The organism is Enterobacter cloacae complex sp. 342H5 (assembly GCF_050030905.1).
In the GTDB taxonomy this organism is placed as follows: domain Bacteria; phylum Pseudomonadota; class Gammaproteobacteria; order Enterobacterales; family Enterobacteriaceae; genus Enterobacter; species Enterobacter intestinihominis.
On record NZ_JBLGVB010000001.1, the window covers coordinates 2,020,975 to 2,045,911 of the forward strand.

Sequence of the window (24,937 nt, forward strand, 5' to 3'; positions counted from 1 at the left end):
CGTAACCCTTAGCGATGACCGTACACGCGTGGACGCGTGTAGTAGTCGATGAGCGGAACGGTGATGTTAGCCAGCAGTACGGCAAATGCCACGCCGTCCGGATAGCCACCAAAGCTGCGAATAAGCCAGACCAGCAAGCCCGCCAGCGCGCCGAAAATCAGACGACCTCGGTTGGTGGTAGAGGCGGTGACCGGATCGGTCAGAATAAAGAATGCCCCGAGCATGGTCGCGCCGGAGAGCAGATGGAGCTGCGGGCTGGCCAGTGACTCAGGTGAGATGACCCAGCCGAGCGTTGAACAGACGGCCAGCGTCACCAGGAAGCTCACTGGAATATGCCAGCGGATCGCTTTTTGTTGCAGCAGGAAGGCACCGCCCAACAGGTAGGCCAGATTGACCCACTGCCAGCCCGCACCCGCCAGTACGCCGCTGTAAATAGACGATTTCATCACCTGCTCGACGCTGTGGCCGGCACGCAGGGAGGTTTTGAAGGTATCGAGCGGGGTGGCCTGGCTGATGCCATCCACGCCCATGCGAAGCGCGTTCATATCCGCGCCCATCGCGGTGTGGCCAGTAAAGATAACGTTCAGGGCATCCATAAAGCCGGGCACCGTGGCGGCGATCTCATGCGGCGGCAGCCAGCTGGTCATCTGTACCGGGAAGGAGATCAGTAGCACCACGTAACCAATCATTGCCGGGTTAAACGGGTTATGGCCCAGCCCACCGTACAGCTGCTTGGCGATGATCACCGCAAATACCGTTCCCAATACTACCATCCACCACGGGGCGAACGGGGGAATGCTGATGGCAAGCAACAGGCCGGTCAACAGGGCGGAGTTATCGCTCAGGATGCGAGTCACCTCCATTTTGCGCAGCTTCAGGATCGCTGCTTCCGCTGCGACGGCACTGGCGCAACCCAGAACTAACTGGAAAAGCGTACCCCAGCCGAAAAACCAACACTGTACGGCAATACCTGGCAACGCGGCCAGGCACACCAGCATCATAATACGCGATGTCTGGCGCTGGTTATGGGTGTAAGGGGAACTTGCAATTCTGAAAACCATTTAATCCTCGTTAACGGCTTGCTGCGCGGCTTTCTTTGCCTGAACACGCGCAATCGCGGCGGCGACTGCGGCTTTGCGTGGATCGTCGTTGGCGGCCGCAGGCCGTTCGTCCTGCTGTGCCGCTTTTCGTGCTTTGGCACGGGCGATGGCCGCTTCAACGGCGGCTTTACGTGGGTCGACAGGCGCTTCACTCTCTTCGGCAGGCTGAAGCTGTGCCGCTTTACGTGCTTTGGCGCGGGCGATAGCGGCTTCAACGGCCGCCTTGCGCGGATCGGTCGCTTCCTGTTCAACCACCACTGTCTGCTGACCGGCTTTACGGGCTTTTGCCCTGGCGATAGCCGCTTCCACCGCCGCTTTACGCGGGTCTGTGTCGGCTTCCGGTTTGGCGTTTTGCGCCTTCTCCGCCTGACGTGCGCGCGCTTCGGCTTTACGCGCTTCGCGGGCGGCAATCGCTTCGCTATTGTCCGGCTTTTGGCCAGACACGATCGCCACCGGCTGAGCGGCAGTCGCGTTCTTCTCCCGCACACGGGCGAGGGCAGCGTTAATCGCATCCTGATCTTTCGCCGCAGGCTGCACGGCAGCCTGCTTATGGCGTTCCTGACGGGCTTGTTTCTCGCGCTCCAGTCGCGCCTGGCGCGCTTCAAAGCGGGCCTTCGCTTCAGCGGCACGTTTTTCTTCCATGGAGATAGCGTAGATTTCGGCTTTCTCCTGACGGAAGTACTGCACCAGCGGAATATTGCTTGGGCAGACCCAGGCACAGGCACCGCATTCAATACAGTCAGCCAGGTTATGCGCCTGGGCTTTATCGTGCAGCTGGCCTTTGCTGTACCAGTACAACTGCTGCGGCAGCAAGTCTGCCGGACACGCATCCGCGCAGGCGCTACAGCGTATACAACCTTTCTCTTCCTGCGTTTCGCCCATCTCCGTTGGGGAAGGGGCGAGCAGGCAGTTGGTAATCTTCACCACTGGCACATCCAGCCACGGCAGGGTAAAGCCCATCAGCGGGCCGCCCATAATGACCATCTGCTCGCTCCCCGGGCAGAAGTCAGCCTGTTCCAGCAGATGATGCACCGGCGTACCCAGACGCGCCCAGACGTTGCCGGGACGGGAGACGGACTCGCCGGTCAGCGTGACGACGCGTTCGGTCAATGGCTCGCCGTCAATCACCGCACGTTTCACCGCGTAGGCAGTACCCACGTTTTGCATCAGCACGCCGATATCGGACGAACGGCCCCCATGGGGGACCTGTTTTCCGGTCAGGATCTGCGTCAGCTGCTTCGCCCCGCCGGACGGGTATTTGGTTGGGATCACGCGCAGGGCGATATCATGGCTGTCCGCCAGCACCGCGCGCAGCATCGAAATGGCCTGCGGTTTGTTGTCCTCAATACCGATCAGCACTTCGCGGGGTTGCAGGATATGCGCAAGAATGCGAATACCTTCCACCACCTGCGCGGCACAGTCCTGCATCAGACGATCATCGGCGGTGATGTACGGTTCGCACTCGGCGGCGTTAATAATCAGCGTTTCGATTTTATCGCCGCCGCCGTGAAGCTTGGCGCCGGTCGGGAAGCCAGCGCCTCCAAGACCTGCTACGCCAAACTGATGAATGCGTTCAATCAGCGCTTCACGGCTGCGGGAACGGTAGTCGCTCCAGCCGTCACGATCGATCCAGCGATCTTCCCCGTCGGCTTCAATGATGACGCTCAGCTCAGACAACGCCGAGGGATGGGCAACGGTATGGGGGGCAACAGCCACCACCTTGCCCGAAGTCGGGGCATGTATCGGCAACATACGTCCACGACCAAAGGTCAGCGGCTGGCCGCGAAGGACGGTATCGCCTTCTTTCACGCACAGCTCGCCTTCCGCGCCGATGTGCTGTTTCAATGGCATCACGTAGCGGGTCGCCAGCGGAATTTGACGCAGCGGCGTACCGTTTGACTGGGTTTTCATTTCCGGGGGATGGATACCGCCGTCGAAGTCCCAGATCTTCTCTTTTCTGAAAGCAGAAAATAACTTAAGCATGTTGTTCCACAGGAATATTGCGAACCGGAATGGTCTGAAGATTCCATTTCCAGCTTTCGGTCGTCGTTTCAACCGGGCGGAGTTCTATACACTGCGTCGGGCAGGGGGCCACGCAGAGGTTACAACCGGTGCACAGGTCCGCCACAACGGTGTGCATGGCGCGGGTTGCGCCTACAATGGCGTCGACAGGGCACGCCTGAATACATTTGGTGCAGCCGATGCAGTTGGCTTCGTCGATAACAGCAAGGGCACGAACGGGCTCCTGCGCCTGTTCATCGCCGTCGACAGGCTGCGGATCGACGTTCAGCAGGGCAGCTATTTTAAGCATGACCGCTTCGCCACCCGGCGCGCAGCGGTTGATCTTTTCTCCCTGCACGCCCACCGCCTCAGCGTAAGGACGGCAGCCAGGGTAGCCGCACTGCCCACACTGGCTCTGCGGCAAAAGCTCATCAATTTTTTCAACCACCGGATCGTCCTCCACCGCAAACCGGCGGGAGGCATAACCCAGAATGATGCCAAAGACGAGTCCCAGTACGCTGATGGACGCGATGGCAATCCAGATAGCACTCATTACAACTTCACCAGACCACTAAAGCCCATAAAGGCCAGAGACATTAAACCTGCGGTCACCAGAGCGATGGCGTTTCCGCGAAACGGCGCGGGAATATCCGCCGCTGCCAGACGCTCGCGAATCGACGCGAACAGGACCATAACAAAAGAGAAACCGACCGCCGCGGAAAAACCGTACAGCGCCGACTGCATGAAATTATGCCCAAGGTTGATGTTGAGCAGCGCCACGCCCAGCACAGCACAGTTGGTGGTGATGAGAGGCAGAAAAATACCCAACAGGCGATACAGGGCAGGGCTGGTTTTACGCACTACCATTTCGGTAAATTGCACCACCACCGCAATGACCAGAATAAAGGACAAGGTGCGCAGGTAGAGCATGTCCAGCGGGATCAGGATCCAGGTATCAATCAGCCATGCGCAAATGGAGGCCATCGTCATCACGAAGGTGGTGGCCAGCCCCATGCCCATTGCCGTCTCCAGCTTTTTGGAGACCCCCATAAACGGGCACAGGCCAAGGAACTTCACCAGTACGAAGTTATTAACCAGCACAGTTCCGACAAAGAGCAGTAAGTAATCGGTCATTATTTAGCCTGAAATAAAAGAGCCGCCTATTATCGGATAAACGACAACAGGCCACAACAGGTTAACTGTAAGGTTATTACGGGTTAACGAAGGTCTTCTTAACGCGCGTCGACCGCTTGAAATAGGGCACCAGAAGCGCCGTTGCAAGCAACGGAAAGAGTAGCTGGCGAACCGCCAGTGCGTCAGAAACTGGCGAAAAAGCGAACGCTTTGACGGCAAGCAGCACGGAGACCAGCAGCCAGATAATGTAATGTTTCGGCACGCTTTTGCGGCGTTTGAAGAAGGCGATGGTCAGCCAAAGCGTGTAGTACCACATCGCGATTGCGAAAACGAACGACACAAACCACGTCGCAATATTGAGCGCGCTCTGAGACATCAGTGTCTGGATAGCATGAGGAGTAACCAGTGCAGTGGTGTAAAGCAACAGCGCCAGCGAAGCGCTTAATAAAGCCACCAGCAGCCATGCCAGCGGGGCGATTAACCAGCCCCCAATTCTCTCTCCAGGCAATGCGGTCATACGCTCTCCCATAGTCTGCGCGAAATGTTATACAGAAATTTGCAGGGCGGAGAGTATATAACATTTCACGCCGAAGGCTACTTTCTTATACAACGTAACGCCAGACAGATTTAGGTACTTCCCCCACGTTGAACAGACGACCGCCAGAGACGAGTTCGGCGCGACGATGGTCAGCCGCGCGGTACATATTGATGATGTCCTGATTATCCGACAGCGTGTAGTTCAGATGGTCAAACAGTTTTTCCAGGCTTTCGAGGGAATTGATCTTGCGAAATTTTAATAAATAGTCCTGAACTGTCATATTAATAAGTTTCCATATAAAAGGGTAATACCCATAAAGGTAATGCGTTCGAATAATAAACGGATTAATAAAGACGTAAACTGTCCACTCGGGTAACGCGACGAAATTAGGAGTTTTCTTTGCGAAGATTCAGGCATCAGCAGATGCCTGGAAGAGAAGGGTAACCCCGTTCATTACGGCTGGCAATACGTTCCATGACGTAATGTGTCACGCTTTATGACGATGCGGCTTACTTTTGTTGAGCAACAGTAACAGGCTCCGGCGGCTGGTAGTTATCGATATGGCTGGCAATGCCGAGCAACACGATTGAAACGCCAAGGACAATCCATCCCGCTAATTCAATGATTCGATTAATTATTGATGACATATTTTGTGTTTGTAATTTATCCATAAATACAGATTACAAATGTTACAGCGGCCTTTTCGACAGAGCAAGCGCTTTGGGAACGATTCCCGGGCCCCATATACACACTTTAATGCGAGGTAACAAAAAAAGCTGTCGCGAGATGCTATTTTAACTCACAGGGCACATTATTAATCTGTGCGTTAAGCACAAGGCCAGTGATAAATAAGCGCACAGCGAGGGGGCATACGATGAGTGAAAACATCCGCGTCGGTCTTATTGGCTACGGGTACGCAAGCAAAACCTTTCATGCGCCGCTGGTTGCCGGCACGCCGGGAATGGAACTGGCGGCTATCACAAGCAGCGATGAAACCAAAGTCCATGCCGACTGGCCAGCCGTGCCGGTGGTAACGGAGCCAAAGCATCTGTTTAACGATCCTAATATTGACCTTATTGTCATTCCCACCCCTAACGACACCCATTTCCCCCTGGCGAAAGCGGCGCTGGAGGCTGGCAAACATGTCGTTGTCGATAAGCCTTTTACCGTGACGTTGTCACAGGCGCGCGAGCTGGATGCGCTGGCGCGAAGCCTGGGTCGGTTATTGTCGGTCTTTCACAACCGGCGCTGGGATAGTGATTTCCTGACGATCAAAGCGCTGATAAACGAAGGCACGCTCGGCGAAATTGCTTTTTTTGAGTCTCACTTCGATCGTTATCGTCCGCAGGTGCGAGATCGCTGGCGCGAGCAGGCGGGACCGGGCAGCGGCATCTGGTATGACTTAGCGCCGCATCTTCTCGATCAGGCCGTTCATCTGTTTGGTCTGCCCGTAAGCATGACGGTCGATTTAGCTCAGCTCAGGCCGGGGGCGCAGACCACCGACTATTTCCACGCCGTTTTGAGTTATCCGCAGCGGCGCATTGTGCTGCACGGGACAATGCTTGCGGCGGCGGAATCGGCCCGCTATATCCTTCACGGGGCGCGCGGCAGCTATGTGAAGTTCGGCCTGGATCCGCAGGAAGAGCGTCTCAAAAATGGCGAACGCTTACCGCAGGAGGACTGGGGCTACGACATGCGGGACGGGGTGGTGACGCGTGCGGAGGGTGAGGTACTGGTTGAAGAGACGGTGTTGACCCAGCCTGGGAACTATCCGGCGTATTACGCCGCAATTCGTGACGCGCTGAACGGTTCAGGTGAAAATCCGGTTCCGGCGAGCCAGGCAATCCAGATTATGGAGCTCATCGAGCTGGGGATCGAATCCGCCAAACATCGCGCAACGCTCTGTCTGGCATAAGTGCCAAACGCTTTCGTAGGCCGGGTAAGCGCAGCGCCACCCGGCAGTAAAGAGGACTACTGAGCAACTTTATCGCGCAGCGCCTGTTTCTCTTCAGGCGTCAGGAAGGCGATCTCCAGCCCGTTGATTTGCGCCTGACGGATCTGCTCGCGGCTCAGCCCGGCCTGCGGCGCGGCGATGTTGTATTCGTGAATAATATCTACGCCCTGAACCGCCGGATCGTCCGTGTTCAGTGAAGCCAGCACCCCGTGTTCAAGGAAGGTTTTCAGCGGGTGTTGCGCCAGCGACGCCACTGTACTGGTCTGAATATTTGAGGTCAGGCAGGATTCGATTCCAATACGTTGTTCGGCGAGGAAATCCATCAGCGCGCGATCTTCAATGGCTTTCACACCGTGACCAATACGTTCCGCACCCAGTTCACGAATGGCCTGCCAGATGCTTTCCGGCCCCGCGGCTTCGCCAGCATGAACGGTAATATGCCATCCTACATCACGTGCGCGGTTGAAATGAGACAGGAACAGGCTGCCCGGGAAGCCCAACTCATCACCGGCCAGGTCGATGGCGGTGATCTGGTCGCGATGCGCCAGTAACGCTTCCAGCTCCTGAAGACAGGCCGCTTCACCGAAGGTACGGCTCATAATGCCGATCAAACGCGCCTGAACGTCAAAGGTTTTGCAACCTTCACGCACGCCCTCAATGACCGCTTCAACCACGCCCGCTACGGGGAGACTGTGGGTCATCGCCATATAACCCGGAGAGAAACGCAGTTCGACATAGTGCAGGCCGTTGCGAGCGGCATCTTCGATGTTTTCAAAGGCGACACGGCGACAGGCATCGAGCGAGGCCAGCATCTTCACGCCCCAGTCAAGCTTGCTCAGAAAACTTACCAGATCCGGCTCGTTCGACGTCACCTGGACATGGGGGATCAGGGTTTCAAGCGTTTCGGCAGGAAGCGTTAAATTGAACTGGCGACCAAGATCGAGAATAGTTTGGGCACGAATGTTCCCGTCGAGGTGGCGGTGAATATCAGTTAAAGGCAGGCGTGTATCAATCATGGTCGCACTCTTTGCTGGTTAAAGTGCGCCATATTATAAAAACAAAACGGGGGAAAAAGCTATTTGCGCAAGGGAATATTCCGTTGCGCAAATTATTTACAGCAGAGTGTTGATGCCAGCGATAAGGCGTTGAACGCCCTGTTCAAGCTTACTACGCGGACAGCCAGCGTTCAGTCGCACATAGCCTTTACCTTCATCCCCATAAGTATATCCCGGCATGATGGCCACTTTTTGCTGTTCAATCAGCACGTTTTGCAGCGTATTGTCATCAATACCGAGTGGGCTGAGATCAATCCAGGCCAGATAGGTGGCCTCTGGCGGTTGCCAGTTGAGTGTCGGAAACGCAGCATTCAGTTCGTCAGCAATGTAGCGCAGGTTTTCTTCGAGATAGGTCCGCAGCGCGTCCAGCCAGGGTTCGCCCTGCCGGTAAGCAGCAATGTGCGCGGTCAGCGCCAGCACGGAAGGGGAAGAGAGTCCGTCCCGCCCTTTTAAGGCATTCAGATAGGCGTTACGGCTGTCGTCATCGGCGATAAGCCCCCAGGCGCCCGTCAGTGCCGGAATATTGAAGCTTTTGGAACCCGAGGTCAGCAGCGCCCATTTACCGCGTGCAACCTCATTCCACGGGGTATGGCGATGCGTGCCCCATACCATGTCCATATGAATTTCGTCGCTGATTACCGCCACATCATGACGGCTGCAAAGCGTTGCAATAGTGGCCAGCTCTTCCCGCGTCCAGACTTTGCCGGTCGGATTTTGCGGGCTACACAGCAGCAGAACCGTGTTTTCCGGTTTTGCCAGCGCCGCTTCCAGCGCGGCCATATTGCCGTCCCAGCCACGCGCCGTTTTCTGCATCGGCACGGAAACAACGGTACGCTGGTTGCCTTCAATGGCTTTATAAAAGGCATCGTAAGCCGGGGTATGAACCACCACGCCGTCGCCAGGCGCGGACCATATGCGGATCAGCTCCGAGACCATATAAATGACCGACGGCCCATACACTACGGTTTCGGTATCAATCTGACTGTTAAAGCGTTGCCGGAACCAGTGCGCCACGGCAGCCAGAAATTCGTCATTTTTCCAGCGGCTGTAGCCAAACACGCCGTGGTTGATGCGCTGGTGCAGCGCATCGGTAATACAGGGAGCGGTGGCGAAATCCATATCAGAGATGGTGAAGGGCAGCAGGTCGGCAGCCCCAAAACGGTCAGCGACATAATCCCACTGGGTACACCAGGTGCCGTGTCGATCCACGACGGTAGAAAAATCAAACATGACGGTGCTCCGTAAAGTAAAACCCCCTCATGACGAGGGGGGCGAGGCATCAGGCTTCGACGGTTCGCATCAGGGTTGCCAGCTCATCCTTCACTGACTGTACCTGCGGGCCAATGACGACCTGCAAATTGTGTTGATTTAACTGTACCACGCCGATAGCCCGGTTAGCTTTAAGTGCGTTGGTATCCACTTTGGACATGTCCGCCACCGACAAACGCAGGCGGGTGATGCAGTTATCCAGAGAGGTAATGTTATCCGCACCGCCCAGCGCCGCCAGAATAGCCGGCGTGTTATATCCGGATTTCCCAACGGTACCGGCCACTGCCTGTTCAACGCTGGTGGCCGTATCGGTATCGCGGCCAGGCGTTTTCAGGTTAAATCGGGTGATGGCGAAGCGGAAGATCCCGTAGTAAACCGCGAACCAGATGGCGGCCACAACCGGCACCAGGTACCACTTGGTGGACAGGCCATGCAGGATACCGAATACCACGAAGTCAATCACGTTACCGTCAGTGTTACCGATGGTTACACCGAGCACAGCCATCACGGTGAAGCCCAGGCCTGTCAGTACGGCGTGGATGAGGTATAACACCGGTGCCACGAACAGGAACAGGAACTCGATAGGTTCTGTCGTACCGCCCACCACGCAGGCAATAACGCCGGAGATCAGCAGGCCTTTAATTTTATGACGATTTTCCGGACGGGCGCAGTGGTACATCGCCAGCGCAGCGCCCGGCAGGCCGCCGAGGAAGGCAGGCATTTTACCCTGAGAGAGGAAACGCGTCGCACTTTCAGAGAAGCCGTGCGTGGTCGGGCAGCTCAGCTGGGCCTGGAAGATGGTCAGCGCGCCGCTAACGGAATGACCGCAAACGTCCATAGTGCCGCCTGCTTCAGTAAAACGGATCAGGGCAACCAGGATGTGCTGTAAACCAAATGGCAGCAGCAGACGTTCACCCGTACCGAAAATCATCGGGCCGAAATCACCCGCGCCGTTGATAATGCGGCCAATACCGGTGATCCCCATGGCAAAAACCGGCCAAATCAGAGGGATGATCAGACCAAACAGACCCATCACAACCAGCGTAATGATTGGCACAAAGCGGGTGCCGCCGAAGAAGGCCAGCGCATCGGGCAGGCGGATGTTATGAAAGCGCTCGTGCAGCATCCAGATGATCACTCCCGCGATCACGGCTCCAAGGATCCCGGTATCGATGGACTGAATACCAATCACGCTCTGAATGTTATTGGCTTTCAGTACCGCCGCGTCGGTCGTCGGCAGGATCCCTTTGGCGGTCAGCCAGAAGTTAACCGCAAGGTTCATGACCGCATAGCCAACGAAGCCCGCAAACGCCGCCACGCCTTTGTTTTCGCGCGCCAGACCCAGAGGAATGGCGATACAGAACATCACCGGCAGGAAGCTAAAGGCAAACGATCCGACCTTGCTCATCCAGATAAAGATCGCCTGCAGTACCGGATTTCCGAGGAAAGGGATCAGGGTAATGACGTCATGGCTGCTTAACGAGCTGCCGATCCCCAGCATGATCCCGCAAAAAGAGAGAAGCGCCACGGGCAGCATAAAGGTTTTGCCCAGTTGCTGGAAAAACTCCCACAGCGATATTTTTTGTGCTGCTTTCGTCGTCATAAAACGACTCCTTAAATGGTAGAAAGAGATTTAACGACCGCGATGGGGCGAAAAGATAAAACGTTTTATCAAACTTTAGTGCGCGCTAAATCACATTCTCAGGCTTTTACTGGTAGTATAAAGATAACGTTTTGATAAAACGTTTTAGCGATCTCATTATCAAGGAGTCACGCCACCACATGGCTGTAGCGAAAAAGATCACCATCAACGATGTCGCGCTGGCGGCGGGGGTTTCCGTTAGCACCGTTTCGCTGGTATTGAGCGGGAAGGGGCGCATCTCTCCTGCTACGGGTCAGCGCGTCAACGAGGCCGTTGAGCAACTGGGCTTTGTGCGTAATCGCCAGGCGTCGGCGCTGCGCGGTGGGCAAAGCGGGGTGATAGGGCTGATTGTTCGCGACCTCGCGTCGCCGTTTTATGCAGAACTGACCGCCGGGCTTACCGAGGCGCTTGAAGCGCAGGGGCGAATGGTTTTCCTGCTCCACGGTGGGCGCGAACCGGAGCAGCTGCTCTCCAGGCTGGATATGCTGCTGACGCAAGGGGTGGATGGGGTGATCGTGGCCGGCGCGTCTGGTTTGGGCAGTGAATTGTGTGAGCGCGCGGCGCAGAAAGGCGTACCGCTGGTGTTTGCGTCGCGCGCCAGCTATCTCGACGAAGCCGATACCCTTCGGCCGGATAACATGCAGGCCGCGCAAATGCTGACCGAGCATCTTATTCATCGCGGCCATCAGCGCATCGCCTGGCTCGGCGGTAAAAGCTCGTCCCTGACGCGTGCCGAGCGGGTGGGCGGTTACTGCTCCACGCTCATCAAATACGGCTTGCCGTTTCACAGCGAATGGGTGGTGGAGTGTGAATCCAGCCAGAAAAAAGCCGCCGAAGCCATCGGCACGTTGCTTCGCAACAGCCCGACAATCAGCGCGGTGATTTGCTATAACGATGTGATTGCGATGGGGGCGTGGTTCGGCTTGATCCGCGCCGGACGCCAGAGCGGTGAGGGCGGGGTAGAAACGTTCTTCGGCCATCAGGTGGCGCTGGGGGCATTTGCGGATGTCGGTGAAAATGCGCTAGACGATCTCCCCATCGTCTGGGCGACGACGCCGGCTCGTGAAATGGGATACACCCTGGCAGACCGAATTATGCAGCGTATTGAAAATACGGACGTGCAGGCCGGGCATCAGATTGTGGCGGCGCGGTTAGTGACGGTGAAGTAATCTCGGCTGCACATCGCCCGGCAATAAAAAACCCCTCATGCGAGGGGGTTTTCGTTTACTGCTGCGGTACTGCTGGCGGCGCTGCCGGTTCAGCCGGTGCCGGAATGCCCAGCGTCGGCATACCAAACATGCCGACAAAATCTTCCAGCGGCATTTTGTCGCCGTTGAGCGTTACCTGGCCATTAGCATATTGCAGGCTGGTGGAAATGGTGTTGTCTTCCACCTTCGTGATGCGGAACATCTGGCCCATCGCCGCCAGGCCTTTCACCTGTTGGTTTGCCAGTTTACCTGCATCTTCTTCACCATACCCTTCGAGTTTCGCAATCTGCGTCATGAACTCGGTTGCCATATCCATCGGGATGGTCAGCTTGCTGTCGAGCGATTTCACGCTGCGGTCAACTTCCTGCGCCAGGGTCTGCGGCTCGCCGGTCGCGGCCGCCGGATCCTTCAGGAACAGCGACAGGTTGAAGTTGGTTTCGCCTTTGTCGTTTTTCCAGCTCAGCGGCGCAACGGTAATTACCGGCTCGCCTTTCAGCAGGATCGGCAGGTTATTAAACAGCACGGCCATCGCCTGCTGCTGGTACGCCTGCGGGTTCTGTTGCAGGGCGGCATCGGTCAGCAGAGCCTGACTCTCTTTGCTGTATTTCTGGCTAAATTCGTGCCATGCCTGGCCGTCAATGTTGCCAATTTTCAGTGACAGCTTGCCGGTACCCAGGTCCTGATTCTGTACTTTCAGGCTTTTCAGGCTGTAATCCAGCTGGGTGTTGATGCTTTTACCGTCTTTGGAAACGTCAGACTTGCCGTCCAGATCCATGCCTTCCAGCACTGCCATCTCTTTACCTTCAATCGCAATGGCGATCTTATCGAGGCTCAGCTTCTGATCGCCAATACGCTCGTCAAAATCGGTCATACGGCTATTGCCGCTGGCTTTCAGGTTGTTGAAGGTAAGCTGGACCTTCTGGTTATATTCATTGACTGAATTCACCAGGCCGCTGGCGGCATCGCCGGTCAGAGAGACATTCTTGCCGTCGCGATCGGCATCAAGCTGGAAATTACCGCCGCTGAAGGCGACTTTATCGGTGCCTTGTTCGTAATTCAGCGCTTTCAGGTCGATGTCGGAACGCGTATCACCGGCATAGCTGATGCGGGTATTGATCTCGAACGGCGACTCATTTTTCGCCATATCGAAAATTGGCTTCGTCACCTCGTTATTTACCAGTACGGTTCTGGCGGATGCCATAGAGGGGATCAGGTTAAACTTTTTCAACTGTGCCAGCGGGAACGGACCGTGGCTGACCACTTCATCCAGTACCACGCTCTGGCCCGGTTTCAGCCAGGCGTTCTGATTGCCCGCTACCGGCTTCACCACCACCTGCATATGGCTGGTAAACACACCACGCTGGTAGTTCTGGTAGCTCAGCTCCAGGCCTGCTTCAGGCGCGCTGCGCTTAATCTCGCTGTTTGCCTGCGCCATCATCTCTGCCAGACGGCTTTCCAGCTGTTTCCCGGTATACCAGGAAGCACCCGTCCAGATCACGCCTAAAGCAACAATCACTCCTACCGCTACGACCGATTTTTTCATTGCGATTATCCCTAAAATGAAACCAGGCGGTTAAAACCGCCTGGTGTTACAACGCCTGTTACTAGCTTAGCAAGAGTTGTTAAAAAATTCAGTAAGTCCCTAAAGCTTATTAAAAACGCGCGCCAGGCGACCAGTGCCGCTCACGAAGACAGGCGACTCGTTTGCCGGGACAAAAGCGGACTCCCCCGGTTTAAGCAGCAGACGCTCGCTACCGTTATGCAACGTCGCTTCGCCTTCCACACAGAACAGGATCGCGGCGCTCTCCTGTGCAATGGCGGTTTCGTCTGCGCTGAGGTCATGCAGGGAGAAGGCAAAATCGTCAACCGGAATCGGGAAGTCCAGCTCTGCGCCGTTTTTCACCGGCTGAGTAAGCAGCTCCGCAGCAGGTTTCGCCACGAACTTCACGTTGGCAACCAGCTCAGGGATGTCGATGTATTTTGGCGTCAGGCCCGCGCGCAGTACGTTATCGGAATTAGCCATCACCTCCAGTGCCACGCCGTTCAGGTAGGCGTGCGGGGTTTCAGCGAACAGGAACATTGCTTCGCCCGGGTTGAGCTTCACCACGTTCAGCAGCAGCGGAGAGAAGAGGCCGCTGTCGTCCGGATAAAACGCGGAAATTATGCGAATGGTGTCCCATGGCTCACCCTGCTGGCCGTTCAGCGCGGCTTTCAGCACCGCCAGCGCGTGGGATTTTTCCTCGCCCTGCATATTCAACAGGCTGGCAAACAGCGCGCTCAGGGCTTCTGCGTTCGGGTTTTCCAGGAAGTGGGCGATCGCGTTGTGAGCCCCAGCGACCGGTTGCAGCAGGGAGATGATCTCGGAAAACTCGCGGAAGGCATTCATCGCCAGGAAAGGGGTAAGGGCGAAAACCAGTTCCGGCTTGTGGTTAGGATCTTTGTAGTTACGCTCTGCGGCGTCTAACGGAATACCGGCGGCATTTTCTTTGGCAAAGCCCAGCTCAGAGGCTTTTTTGTTCGGGTGAACCTGAATGGAGAGCGGCTGGTCGGCGCACAATACCTTGAACAGAAAAGGCAGCTCACCAAAACGATTCGCCACTTTATCGCCGAGCAGCGCGGTTTTGTCGGCATCGATGACATCACGCAGGCTGCGTACCTGGCCGCTGGCATCTTCAATTTTTGAGCTGCTCTTCGGGTGCGCGCCCATCCACAGCTCTGCCATCGGCAGGTTGTCCGGGTTGGCGATACCGTAGAGATCCGTTAACGCAGTTTTACTTCCCCAGGCGTAGTTTTGCACTGAGTTGATGAGTTTTTGCATTATCAAGCCCTGATTCATATGTGGAATTAACTTCGCGTATTAAAGCAATAAACCGAATGGAAGTAACCTGCGGATGTAAAAAGTCGTACTAGTCTCAGTTTTTGTTAAAAAATTGTGTAGGATAAGCTGACTCGCTTTTAAGCCGGGCAGCGGAACATCTGCCCTGAATAAACAGACCGAAGCAGTAAGTGAGAGAACAATGTCGAATAAACCCTTCCATTATCAGGATCCTTTCCCCCTCAGTCAGGATCGGACCGAGTATTACCTGTTAACCCGCGATTACGTTTCTGTCTCTGAGTTTGAAGGGCAGGAGATCCTCAAAGTTGACCCGCAGGCGCTGACGCTGCTGGCGCAGCAAGCCTTCCACGATGCTTCCTTTATGCTCCGTCCGGCGCATCAGCAGCAGGTTGCCGATATTCTGAGCGACCCGGAAGCCAGCGAGAACGATAAGTACGTTGCCCTGCAATTCCTGCGTAACTCTGATATCGCGGCGAAAGGCATTCTGCCAACCTGCCAGGACACCGGCACGGCGATTATCACCGGTAAAAAAGGCCAGCGCGTCTGGACCGGCGGCGGTGACGAAGCGGCGCTGGCGCGCGGCGTCTACAACACCTATACCGAAGACAACCTGCGCTATTCGCAAAACGCGGCGCTGGATATGTACAAAGAGGTGAACACCGGCACCAACCTGCCTGCGCAGATTGACCTCTACAGCGTCGACGGTGACGAGTACAAATTCCTCTGCATTGCCAAAGGCGGCGGTTCAGCCAACAAAACCTATCTTTACCAGGAAACCAAAGCGCTGCTTACCCCGGGCAAGCTGAAGAACTATCTGGTTGAGAAGATGCGCACCCTCGGCACGGCGGCCTGCCCGCCGTACCATATCGCGTTTGTGATTGGCGGTACGTCTGCTGAAAGCACCCTGAAAACCGTTAAGCTGGCCTCAACCAAATACTACGATGGCCTGCCAACGGAAGGTAACGAACATGGTCAGGCGTTCCGCGACGTGCAGCTTGAGCAGGAACTGCTGGCCGAAGCGCAGAATCTGGGGCTGGGCGCGCAGTTTGGCGGCAAATACTTCGCGCATGACATTCGCGTGATCCGCCTCCCGCGCCACGGTGCATCCTGTCCAGTGGGGATGGGCGTGTCGTGCTCTGCGGATCGTAACATCAAAGCGAAGATCAACCGCGACGGCATCTGGATCGAAAAGCTGGAGAACAACCCGGGCAAATACATCCCTGAAGAACTGCGTAAAGCGGGTGAGGGCGAAGCGGTACGCGTTGACCTGAATCGCCCAATGAAGGAGATCCTGGCGCAGCTTTCGCAGTATCCGGTTTCAACGCGCCTTTCTCTGAACGGGACGATTATTGTTGGCCGCGACATCGCCCATGCGAAGCTGAAAGAGCGCCTGGACAACGGTGAAGGGCTGCCGCAGTACATTAAAGATCACCCGATCTACTACGCAGGCCCGGCAAAAACGCCTGATGGGTATGCTTCCGGCTCTTTAGGCCCAACCACGGCGGGCCGTATGGACTCCTACGTCGACCAGTTGCAGGCCAACGGTGGCAGCATGATCATGCTGGCGAAAGGCAACCGCAGCCAGCAGGTGACGGACGCGTGCCACAAGCACGGCGGCTTCTACCTCGGCAGCATCGGCGGCCCGGCAGCGGTGCTGGCACAGGGCAGTATCAAGAGCCTGGAGTGCGTGGAGTACCCGGAACTGGGTATGGAAGCGATCTGGAAAATTGAAGTGGAAGACTTCCCGGCGTTCATTCTTGTGGATGACAAAGGTAACGACTTCTTCAAACAGATCCAGTCTTCCCAGTGTTCGGCGTGTGTGAAGTAATTCTTTAAATTGCCGGGTGGCGCTGACGCTTACCCGGCCTACATTCTCGTAGGTCGGGTAAGGCGCAGCCGCCACCCGACATCAAAAAGAGCGCACAAAGCGCCATAACGTTTCTCAGAAGTCATCAATACTTATCTCTTAAGCATGTGAGCAATCCCATCTTTGTTATCAAGGAGTAAGTAATGACAATGCATCGCCGCGAGAAAGACTCCATGGGCGCCATCGACGTCCCGGCCGACAAGCTATGGGGCGCGCAAACCCAGCGTTCGCTGGAGCATTTCCGCATTTCGACAGAGAAAATGCCCGTCTCGCTAATCCAGGCGCTGGCGTTGACCAAACGTGCTGCCGCCAAAGTCAATCAGGATCTGGGCCTGCTGGATGCCGATAAAGCCTCGGCCATCATCAATGCCGCCGACGAAGTGCTGGCGGGCAAACATCCCGACGAATTCCCCCTTGCCATCTGGCAGACCGGCTCAGGCACCCAGAGCAACATGAACATGAACGAGGTGCTGGCGAACCGCGCAAGCGAGCTGCTTGGCGGCGTACGCGGCATGGAGCGGAAGGTTCACCCGAACGATGACGTGAATAAAAGCCAGAGTTCCAACGACGTGTTCCCGACGGCCATGCACGTGGCGGCCGTCATCGCTATCCGCGAGCAGCTTATCCCGCAACTCAACGTGCTCAAATCTACGCTTAACGAGAAAGCGCAGGCTTTCGGCGACATTGTAAAAATTGGTCGTACGCACCTGCAGGACGCCACGCCGCTGACGCTTGGCCAGGAGATCTCCGGCTGGGTGGCGATGCTGGAGCACAATCTTAAGCATATAGACAACAGCCTGCCGCATCTGGCGGAGTTGGCGCTCGGCGGAACGGCGGTTGGCACCGGGTTAAACACCCATCCCGAGTACGCGGTGCGCGTGGCCGAAGAGCTGGCGAAGATCACCGGGCAGCCGTTTGTTACCGCCCCGAATAAATTCGAAGCGCTGGCGACCTGTGATGCGCTGGTCCATACCCATGGCGCGCTGAAAGGGCTGGCAGCCTCGCTGATGAAAATCGCCAACGACGTGCGCTGGCTGGCCTCCGGCCCGCGCTGCGGCATCGGCGAAATCAGCATTCCGGAAAACGAGCCGGGCAGCTCCATTATGCCGGGTAAAGTAAACCCGACGCAGTGCGAAGCCATGACCATGCTGTGCTGTCAGGTGATGGGTAATGACGTTGCGGTCAACATGGGCGGCGCGTCGGGTAACTTCGAGCTTAACGTCTATCGCCCGATGGTGATCCACAACGTACTGCAATCGATTCGTCTGCTGGCCGATGGCATGGAGAGCTTTAACGAGCACTGCGCGGTGGGCATTGAGCCTAATCGCGAGCGAATCAGCCAGCTGCTGAATGAGTCCCTGATGCTGGTCACGGCGCTAAACACCCATATTGGTTATGACAAAGCGGCCGAAATCGCTAAAAAAGCGCACAAAGAAGGGCTTACCCTGAAAGCCTCTGCGCTGGCGCTGGGCTACCTGACGGACGCCGAGTTTGATGCCTGGGTCCGCCCGGAAGCGATGGTGGGCAGCATCAGGTAATCTACTGCGCCACATACAGGTGCAGCCGCGGGATAATCAGCTGTAGCGGCTGCGCCTGGGGTTTATAGCGATGCTGAACGTTTTCAGCATCGTAGTTCAGCAGTTCTCCGATATCCGGCACCACCGCACCCTGATCGGCATCGTAGAGCGCAATCAGCGGTGTCGGGCAGGCGTATTGCACCTGCTTTTGCTGTCCCGCATACCAGACACGAGCGATAGGCTGCACCTTGACCGGACGCTTTATTTTAAGACGGGTATCAGCCGGCAGGGAGGCAATGCTGTGGTACTCCTGCTCCAGCCGTTCAATCCACTGTTCCCGCGACCACGGGGCGACCGTTCGCGGCGACTTCAGGCTTTTCTCCAGCTGAGCCAGGATCTCGTCGCGCGTGAGGTTTTTAATGATGTGCTTGTTGGCCCAGCCGAAGCGCAGCGTGGCGGGGTGGCGCAGTACCGTCAGCGTGCGGTAAGCATTCAGGGTGATCAGCCCCGGAAGCTGGCGATGCACCCATTCAAAACGGGCAGCCGGTGCCAGCCCGGACTCAACGGTCACGATTTTCTCGAAGGCGGCTTTCAGCGTATTAATATGCGTAATTTGCGCCTCAATGGCTTCACGCGTTGCGGTATCCGTTTGCAGACAGATGACGCCGGGCAGGCGAACGGCGGCCTTACTGCTGCGATTTTCGGACTGCTGCTGGATGAAAAGGCGGCGATAGTGCTGCAACGTCAGTTCCAGCGCCACTTTACCGATATGCTGCGTTACCTCAATGGTGTTCAGCGGGTCGTGTTCCGCGCCTTTCGCCACCTCGGGCAGGGAAAAGACGCGGGCGGCCAGCAGGCGGCAGCCCTGTAGTTGCGCCGTCAGGGTCAGTAACGCCTGCTCTATTTCCCGAAATGTGGTGTTAAGCCTTTCGATGAGATCATAAGTCGCCATAATAGCCCTTAATTAGTTACAACATACTACTGATATAGCACAACACGCCGGGTCAGGCCAGCGTGCGGTTTAGTTCAGGCAGGTACGGGAAGAGGAATGTTGTGATAGATCGGCCAGCTAAAGACGAACCGGGCCCCGCCCAGCTCGCTCGCTTCGCAGCGAACCGAACCGCCCATCGCCTGGGCAATAGAACGGACAATAGCCAGCCCCAGACCACAGCCGCCGGTAGCACGGTCGCGGCTGGGGTCGAGGCGCACAAACGGCTCGAAAACTTTTTCACGCTCCGCTGGCTCAATACCGGGGCCATCGTCTTCCACATACAGAATTGCCTGGCTCCCCTGCAAATCTAAACCTATGCGCAGCGTGGTTTCGCTGTAGCGCATGGCGTTGTTCATCAGATTATCCAGCACGCGTTCCATCAGGCGCATGTCCAGCGCGCCGTACGCGCCGGGGGTAATGGCTGTCAGCAGTTTTCGCTGAGGGTTAACGCTCTGCACATCGTTAATATGCGTCTGTAGCCAGACGGGAAGATCCGGCGTACTGAGGTGCAACTCCGTCTGAGGCCGATCGAGGCGGGCATAGGTCAGCAGCTCTTCAATCAGCGCTTCAAGCTGGCCAATATCCCGATTGAGGGCCTGCGATTCCGCGGCGGTGAGGTTCTCGCTCATCTCCAGGCGATAACGCAGGCGTACCAGCGGAGTGCGCAGTTCATGCGCAATGCCGTCGATAAGCTGCTTCTTGCTGGCAATCAGGGCGTTGATGTTATCGGCCATCTGGTTAAAGGCAATACCGAGACGGTCAAAACTGGAACCGCTATCGAAATGTATGCGTTCAGTTAAATGACCCTCCCCAAAACGCTGTGCGGCGGATTCCAGTTTCAGCATGTCCTGCCAGTGCGGTCGCATCCAGATGAACACAGGGAAAGCGAGCGAGATGGCAATAAAGCCCAGCAGGGCGAGATCCAGCAGGCGCATCTGGTGTAGGTAATAGAGATAGGGCACTGGCCCGACGGCCAGGACATAGTGGCTGCGCGGAATACGCTGAATGAAGGTATATTTCTCGTCCAGGGCGACGATGTCTCCATCGCGCAAACGCTGCATCGCCGGCGGCGCTAAATCAAAATCCTTCAGGGGTTCGATACGCAGATCAAACGACAGATTCAGATCCAGCTCTTTTAACGTACGTACCCAGTCATGCGGAGGAATTTCGCGCAGCTCGCTACGCATCAGGTAGAGCGAGCTTTTCATCAGATCGTCCAGGGATTGTCTGCCCGCACGCTCTGCGGTGAACTTATAGACCAGCCCGACCAGCATGGTCATCACCAGAAAGCAGACAAACAGCAGTAAATAAAACTGAACAAACAGCTTCTTCATTAATTTCACCGAAACAGGGGCTTCACTACACGTCTTTTACCAGCAGGGTCGCTATGGGCGCAAGTCAGGCATGATGCGTTGAAAAGGGGTAATCGTCGAAAGGTAATAAAACACGGCATCGCTTTATTCCATCAATGCCCGGGTAATCCGTTTACGCTTCGCTATACGAGTTTATTTGCGATTGAGAGTATTTGTGAACAGAATAACAATGACAAAGGCCACCTGCGGGTGGCTTTATTTATGGCGTTTACCAGTGAGAGGTATCCGGCGCAAACGGTGCGACAAAGAGACTTATCTTTGTAACCTGAACATTACCAACATTCGTTAATGTCTGGATTTGACTGTGCTGATAATAAGTGGATTCGTGGCAAACCCATGCGGACACTTACGCGCGTTGCAATGCACCGCGTAGGTACATATCTCCTCTTCCTGGTTTCGATTGTATGGGCAGGCCATCTTGTTTTTAATTTCACTCCATAACATCTCGTTGTAAGGGGAGATGTTGTATATCGATATTGGCTTGAAAACGCCATTAATGAAGACGCCATTCTTTGTCGGATATATCCTATCGCCGGGGTACAAATAGACATCGCTTTCATACCAAATGATGAGTTTCAAGAACTTGAGTCCCAAGATGCTTGAATAAACGATTCCCGTGTTAGGACAAATTACCGAGCTAATGACTCTCCATGACATTGCTATACCTCGTTCATTAAATAATTGAGAGAGTATAAGGTTTAGCATGAGAATTAGATTTCTGCAAACGCGTAAGCTATTGAAAAAGATCGATATTATTTATATGCTAACTATATCCCCTTTGTTTTCATAAGGATAAGATAATAATTTATTCAATTGTAAAGTTCATTTTTAACACAATGTGCATTTAAGTGACGGATTTTTGATCGATGATGGTTCCTGAACTGCTGAATATATATTGTACTATAGCGATGAAATACATTAGAGCTACTTTTGTTTACGCGAAAAATGCACATCGAAATTGAACAGGTAAGAGGAATGTGATCAAGGGATATTTCATGACTAACGATGCATATAATCGAAAACTTACGACGTATACCGATAACATTCCTGATGCATCGCAAGTTATTTTTCGAAATTTACTGTGTAGTTTTTTTTCAGGTTTCCCATGCGTGCGGGGCAAACAGGTAGCCCTTATTACGTACGGTTTTAATGCGGTAGGGCTCGGTGGCGCTGTCCTGCAGTTTTTTTCGCAGGCGAGAAATCGCCACATCAACGCTACGATCCATTCCGTCGTAACTTACGCCGCGCAGATTTTTCAGCAATGCATCCCGGTCCATAATTTGCCCGGCATGAGTTGCCAGCTCCCACAGCAGGTCAAAATCTGCGGTTGAGAGCGCAATTAGCTCCCCGGAAAGCATAACCTGTCGGTTGACCGGGTCGATAGAAAGCGTGCCGAACCGCATCGCCTTATGCGGCGTTAAAGAGGGCGCAGGCGCTTCACGCTCAGCGCTGGCACGCTGACGCAGATGAAGGCGCAAACGGGCAAGCAGGACCGCCGGCGGCGTGGTTTTCAGGATGTAGTCATTCGCGCCCATCTCAAGGGACAGAATATGATTCATATCGCTGTCGAGAGAGGTCAGCAGCACGATCGGGCCGTCCCACTTCGCGCGCAGATCCCGGCAAAGCGTCATGCCATCTTTTCCGGGCAGCATAATGTCCAGCAACATCAGGTCCGGATTTTCGCGGGTGACGACGTCTTCAGCGCGATCGCCACGAGGTTCGACAACCACTTCAATATCATGTTTACCCAGATAAGCGGCGATCAATTGTCCCACTTCGGGTTCATCTTCAACATAAACAATCTTATTCATACTACGTCTGTCATCGCGAAAAACGTCAACATACACCGCACAACCTTAACCTTCCATTAATCTTTCATAATTAGCCGGAGTTCCGTTATCCTGCACGGGAATGTTATTTGATTGTTAAGGGAAAAGAATGGGGCTGTTGATCAAAGCCGCGCTGGGTGCGCTGGTCGTGCTGCTGATTGGGGTGCTCGCTAAAACGAAGAACTACTACATTGCCGGGCTTATCCCGCTGTTTCCCACCTTTGCGTTAATTGCGCACTATATTGTGGCCTCTGAGCGGGGTATAGAGGCGCTGCGTGCCACCATTGTATTCGGGATGTGGTCAATCATCCCGTATTTCATCTATCTGCTGTCGCTGTGGTACTTCACCGGTTTTCTGCGTCTGCCCCTGGCGCTGGGCGGGGCGGTGGTCTGCTGGAGCCTCAGCGCCTGGGTGCTCATCTTCTTCTGGAGCCGCTTTCACTAGCGCAGCGGGCGGCCACCGTCCACGGCAAACGTCCTTCCCGTGACGTAACAGCTGGTCAGCAGATAATCGATCAGGTCGATCACCTCTTTCTCGCCGGGCGCAATTTTCATCAACGACTTGTTAAGCGCCTGCTGACGATACTCGGCATCATCGCCCTCGTTAAATAAAATCATCGCCGGGGCAATCGCGTTGACTTTTACCTCGGGGGCCAGCTTGCGCGCGAACGAGCGAGTCATATTATCCAGCGCGGCTTTGCTGGCCGCGTAGGCGATGTGTTTATCGCTGCCTCGCTCCACCACGTAATCGGTGAAATGGATAATGTCGCCTGCGGCATGGCCGTGTCCGCGTAGCAGATCCTGTAGGGCATGGTTGAGCAGATAAGGCGCATTAACGTGGATCTGCATCATGCAGGCGAGCGTTTCGCTGAGCGAATGTCCTGCTTTTTCAGGAAGCCAGGTACTGGCGTTGTGAATAACCGCCCGCAGCCCGGGGGTGGTCGATTTCACTTTTTCCGCGAAAGCAAGAATACCTTCATCCGTGGAGAAATCCGCCTGAATGCAGACGGCTCCGGCATGTCGTAGCCCTTCAATGGAGGGATATTCCGTGCGGTAACTGACGATAACCGGATGGCGAAGATTGAGAAAGTGATGGGCGAGGGCGAGGCCGATGCGACGGCCTGCGCCAGTGATCAATATTGGGCGTTGCTGCGTGTGTCCCATCGTAATCTCCTTTTCAGTTCAACAATGGGACAGGCGGCGCTATCCCATTAACATCCACGTTGCCGGTACGGCAGCGACTAACAGCAAACCTATCAACGCCATTTCGCGGCGCTTAAGGGCATTATCAAGCTGATGCGTACGGCGAGCGTAGATAAACACCAGCAGGCCTGGCGCGTAGAGCACCACGGACAGCAGCAGATGCATCGGGCCGGAAGCATACAATAACCATAGACCGTAAATACAGGCACCTACGCCTACCGCATAGTGTGCCGGGCGGGTCGCAATTTTTAACAGATATGCGCCCACTAAGAAATAGGGTACCAGAATCATCTCGGAGGCGATGGTCAGCAGCGTGTTATAGTCCGAACCTGTGAGCCAGATCAGCACCAGACAGACCTGCACGCTGATGTTGGTGAGCCACAGAGAGGCCGATGGCGCACTGTTTTTATTCTGACGGGCAAACAGGCGCGGGAACGCTTTGTGCGTGGCGGCCAGGAACGGAACTTCCGCCGCCATAATGGTCCAGCTCAGGTACGCGCCGCAGACGGAGACAATCAAACCTGCCGCGATAACCACATCACCCCAGGGACCGAGCATTTTCACCATCAGCCCGGCCATGGACGGATTACGCATCTCCGCCAGTTCAGGGCGGGCCACCACACCGAGCGACAGCAGCGTCACCAGCAGATAAACGCCCAGCGCCGCCAGGACGGCAAGCAGCGTGGCGCGTCCCACGTCGCGTTTGTTACGCGCGCGGGCAGAGACCACGACGGCACCTTCAACACCGATGAACACCCACAGGGTAATCAGCATGGTATTTTTCACCTGCTCCCAGACGGGAACGCCCAACGCAATACCGCTGAAATCGAGCGTAAAGACATCGAGACGGAAGGCGAGGAAGGCCAGCACGACGAACAGGCCAAGCGGCACCAGCTTGGCCAGCGTCGCCACCAGGTTAATGCTGGCCGCGGTCTGAACGCCGCGCAAAATCAACCAGTGAACAATCCACAGCAGCACCGAGGCGCCGACGATGGACTGCCAGGTATTGCCGTCACCAAACAGGCGCAGTTCGGGCGTATCGGTAAAGAAACTGAGCGCCGAGAAGACGATAACCAGATAGGAGACGTTGGCGATCATCGCGCACAGCCAGTAGCCCCAGGCGGAGCAGAAGCCAATCAGCTCGCCAAAACCTTCACGGGCGTAAGTGAATATTCCGCCGTCCAGATCCGGTCGGATACGCGTCAGCAGCAGCATGGCGAACGCCAGCAGCAAAATCCCGACGCCGGTGATGCCCCAGCCAATCAGTAATGCGGCCGGACTGGCGACGGCCGCCATGTTCTGCGGCAAACTGAATACGCCCGCGCCCAGCATTGAGCTCAATACAAGTGCAGTTAACGCACTCAGGCCAAGTTTCTTTTCCATTGGCTTCCTGTTATGAAAAGTCCAAATCCAGAATAAT

The 24,937-nt window shown here is 55.5% G+C and carries 23 protein-coding genes; 5 read left to right on the forward strand and 18 right to left on the reverse strand.

Features of this window, described 5'->3' with window-relative positions; genetic code table 11:
- Positions 1 to 8 precede the first annotated feature (8 nt).
- The 7 genes from rsxD to blr form a co-directional block, all read right to left on the reverse strand.
- Entirely contained in the window at positions 9 to 1,061 is a 1,053-nt protein-coding gene (rsxD, locus tag ACQG03_RS09820) for an electron transport complex subunit RsxD (RefSeq protein WP_022647918.1), read from the reverse strand.
- A complete protein-coding gene (rsxC, locus tag ACQG03_RS09825) occupies positions 1,062 to 3,083 on the reverse strand; it encodes an electron transport complex subunit RsxC (RefSeq protein ID WP_063163284.1) in 2,022 nt (673 codons plus the stop codon).
- Positions 3,076 to 3,654, reverse strand: coding sequence for an electron transport complex subunit RsxB (gene rsxB / locus ACQG03_RS09830; protein WP_023306014.1), 579 nt, complete (start codon positions 3,652 to 3,654; stop codon positions 3,076 to 3,078). Before rsxB ends, rsxC begins: the two co-directional genes overlap by 8 nt.
- A complete protein-coding gene (gene rsxA, locus ACQG03_RS09835; RefSeq protein WP_022647920.1) occupies positions 3,654 to 4,235 on the reverse strand; it encodes an electron transport complex subunit RsxA in 582 nt (193 codons plus the stop codon). Before rsxA ends, rsxB begins: the two co-directional genes overlap by 1 nt.
- A gap of 76 nt (positions 4,236 to 4,311) precedes the next feature.
- On the reverse strand, positions 4,312 to 4,752 hold the full coding sequence (locus tag ACQG03_RS09840; protein ID WP_015570663.1) for a DUF2569 domain-containing protein: 441 nt from the start codon (positions 4,750 to 4,752) through the stop codon (positions 4,312 to 4,314).
- 85 nt (positions 4,753 to 4,837) lie between these two features.
- Positions 4,838 to 5,053 (reverse strand): transcription modulator YdgT, encoded by a 216-nt coding sequence (gene ydgT / locus ACQG03_RS09845; protein WP_000217941.1) that lies wholly within the window; start codon positions 5,051 to 5,053, stop codon positions 4,838 to 4,840.
- Positions 5,054 to 5,282: 229 nt separating this feature from the next.
- Entirely contained in the window at positions 5,283 to 5,420 is a 138-nt protein-coding gene (blr, locus tag ACQG03_RS09850) for a division septum protein Blr (RefSeq protein WP_400168959.1), read from the reverse strand.
- Positions 5,421 to 5,647: 227 nt separating this feature from the next.
- Between blr and ACQG03_RS09855 the strand changes: the two genes are divergently transcribed.
- Positions 5,648 to 6,688, forward strand: coding sequence for an oxidoreductase (locus ACQG03_RS09855; RefSeq protein ID WP_023306015.1), 1,041 nt, complete (start codon positions 5,648 to 5,650; stop codon positions 6,686 to 6,688).
- Between the two features lie 56 nt (positions 6,689 to 6,744).
- Here ACQG03_RS09855 and add read toward each other — a convergent pair whose 3' ends face one another.
- From add to malX, 3 genes are all read right to left on the reverse strand, one after another.
- Positions 6,745 to 7,743: an adenosine deaminase gene (add, locus tag ACQG03_RS09860; protein WP_063163286.1), complete on the reverse strand. Its 999-nt coding sequence runs from the start codon at positions 7,741 to 7,743 to the stop codon at positions 6,745 to 6,747.
- Between the two features lie 96 nt (positions 7,744 to 7,839).
- Complete coding sequence (locus ACQG03_RS09865) at positions 7,840 to 9,012, reverse strand: MalY/PatB family protein (protein WP_032624356.1); 1,173 nt, start codon at positions 9,010 to 9,012, stop codon at positions 7,840 to 7,842.
- Positions 9,013 to 9,061: 49 nt separating this feature from the next.
- Complete coding sequence (gene malX / locus ACQG03_RS09870) at positions 9,062 to 10,654, reverse strand: maltose/glucose-specific PTS transporter subunit IIBC (protein WP_023299967.1); 1,593 nt, start codon at positions 10,652 to 10,654, stop codon at positions 9,062 to 9,064.
- Positions 10,655 to 10,833: 179 nt separating this feature from the next.
- Between malX and ACQG03_RS09875 the strand changes: the two genes are divergently transcribed.
- Entirely contained in the window at positions 10,834 to 11,862 is a 1,029-nt protein-coding gene (locus tag ACQG03_RS09875; RefSeq protein WP_063150612.1) for a Mal regulon transcriptional regulator MalI, read from the forward strand.
- Positions 11,863 to 11,917: 55 nt separating this feature from the next.
- On the opposite strand, the gene ACQG03_RS09880 is transcribed toward ACQG03_RS09875, so the two are convergent.
- Both ACQG03_RS09880 and manA read right to left on the reverse strand, forming a co-directional pair.
- Positions 11,918 to 13,444 (reverse strand): YdgA family protein, encoded by a 1,527-nt coding sequence (locus ACQG03_RS09880; protein WP_022647926.1) that lies wholly within the window; start codon positions 13,442 to 13,444, stop codon positions 11,918 to 11,920.
- Positions 13,445 to 13,543: 99 nt separating this feature from the next.
- On the reverse strand, positions 13,544 to 14,719 hold the full coding sequence (gene manA, locus ACQG03_RS09885) for a mannose-6-phosphate isomerase (RefSeq protein ID WP_063145996.1): 1,176 nt from the start codon (positions 14,717 to 14,719) through the stop codon (positions 13,544 to 13,546).
- A gap of 199 nt (positions 14,720 to 14,918) precedes the next feature.
- Between manA and fumA the strand changes: the two genes are divergently transcribed.
- Together fumA and fumC are read left to right on the forward strand one after the other, a co-directional pair.
- Positions 14,919 to 16,565, forward strand: coding sequence for a class I fumarate hydratase FumA (gene fumA / locus ACQG03_RS09890; RefSeq protein WP_022647928.1), 1,647 nt, complete (start codon positions 14,919 to 14,921; stop codon positions 16,563 to 16,565).
- Between the two features lie 182 nt (positions 16,566 to 16,747).
- On the forward strand, positions 16,748 to 18,142 hold the full coding sequence (fumC, locus tag ACQG03_RS09895; RefSeq protein WP_022647929.1) for a class II fumarate hydratase: 1,395 nt from the start codon (positions 16,748 to 16,750) through the stop codon (positions 18,140 to 18,142).
- A 1-nt stretch (position 18,143) separates the two neighbouring features.
- On the opposite strand, the gene tus is transcribed toward fumC, so the two are convergent.
- The 4 genes from tus to rstA all read right to left on the reverse strand — a co-directional run bounded on the left by tus (position 18,144) and on the right by rstA (position 22,296).
- Complete coding sequence (gene tus, locus ACQG03_RS09900; RefSeq protein WP_063163287.1) at positions 18,144 to 19,073, reverse strand: DNA replication terminus site-binding protein; 930 nt, start codon at positions 19,071 to 19,073, stop codon at positions 18,144 to 18,146.
- Between the two features lie 74 nt (positions 19,074 to 19,147).
- Positions 19,148 to 20,446, reverse strand: coding sequence for a two-component system sensor histidine kinase RstB (gene rstB, locus ACQG03_RS09905; RefSeq protein ID WP_426726119.1), 1,299 nt, complete (start codon positions 20,444 to 20,446; stop codon positions 19,148 to 19,150).
- 324 nt (positions 20,447 to 20,770) lie between these two features.
- On the reverse strand, positions 20,771 to 21,190 hold the full coding sequence (iraM, locus tag ACQG03_RS09910) for an anti-adapter protein IraM (protein WP_063163289.1): 420 nt from the start codon (positions 21,188 to 21,190) through the stop codon (positions 20,771 to 20,773).
- A 389-nt stretch (positions 21,191 to 21,579) separates the two neighbouring features.
- A complete protein-coding gene (gene rstA, locus ACQG03_RS09915; RefSeq protein ID WP_063163290.1) occupies positions 21,580 to 22,296 on the reverse strand; it encodes a two-component system response regulator RstA in 717 nt (238 codons plus the stop codon).
- Between the two features lie 127 nt (positions 22,297 to 22,423).
- Between rstA and ACQG03_RS09920 the strand changes: the two genes are divergently transcribed.
- A complete protein-coding gene (locus ACQG03_RS09920; protein WP_022647934.1) occupies positions 22,424 to 22,759 on the forward strand; it encodes a GlpM family protein in 336 nt (111 codons plus the stop codon).
- Here ACQG03_RS09920 and folM read toward each other — a convergent pair.
- The gene (gene folM, locus ACQG03_RS09925; protein ID WP_022647935.1) at positions 22,756 to 23,478 is read right to left on the reverse strand and encodes a dihydromonapterin reductase; all 723 of its coding nucleotides are present in this window, start codon (positions 23,476 to 23,478) and stop codon (positions 22,756 to 22,758) included. The genes ACQG03_RS09920 and folM overlap by 4 nt on opposite strands.
- Before the next feature lie 39 nt (positions 23,479 to 23,517).
- Entirely contained in the window at positions 23,518 to 24,900 is a 1,383-nt protein-coding gene (locus tag ACQG03_RS09930; protein WP_426726120.1) for an amino acid permease, read from the reverse strand.
- Positions 24,901 to 24,937: the final 37 nt, after the last annotated feature.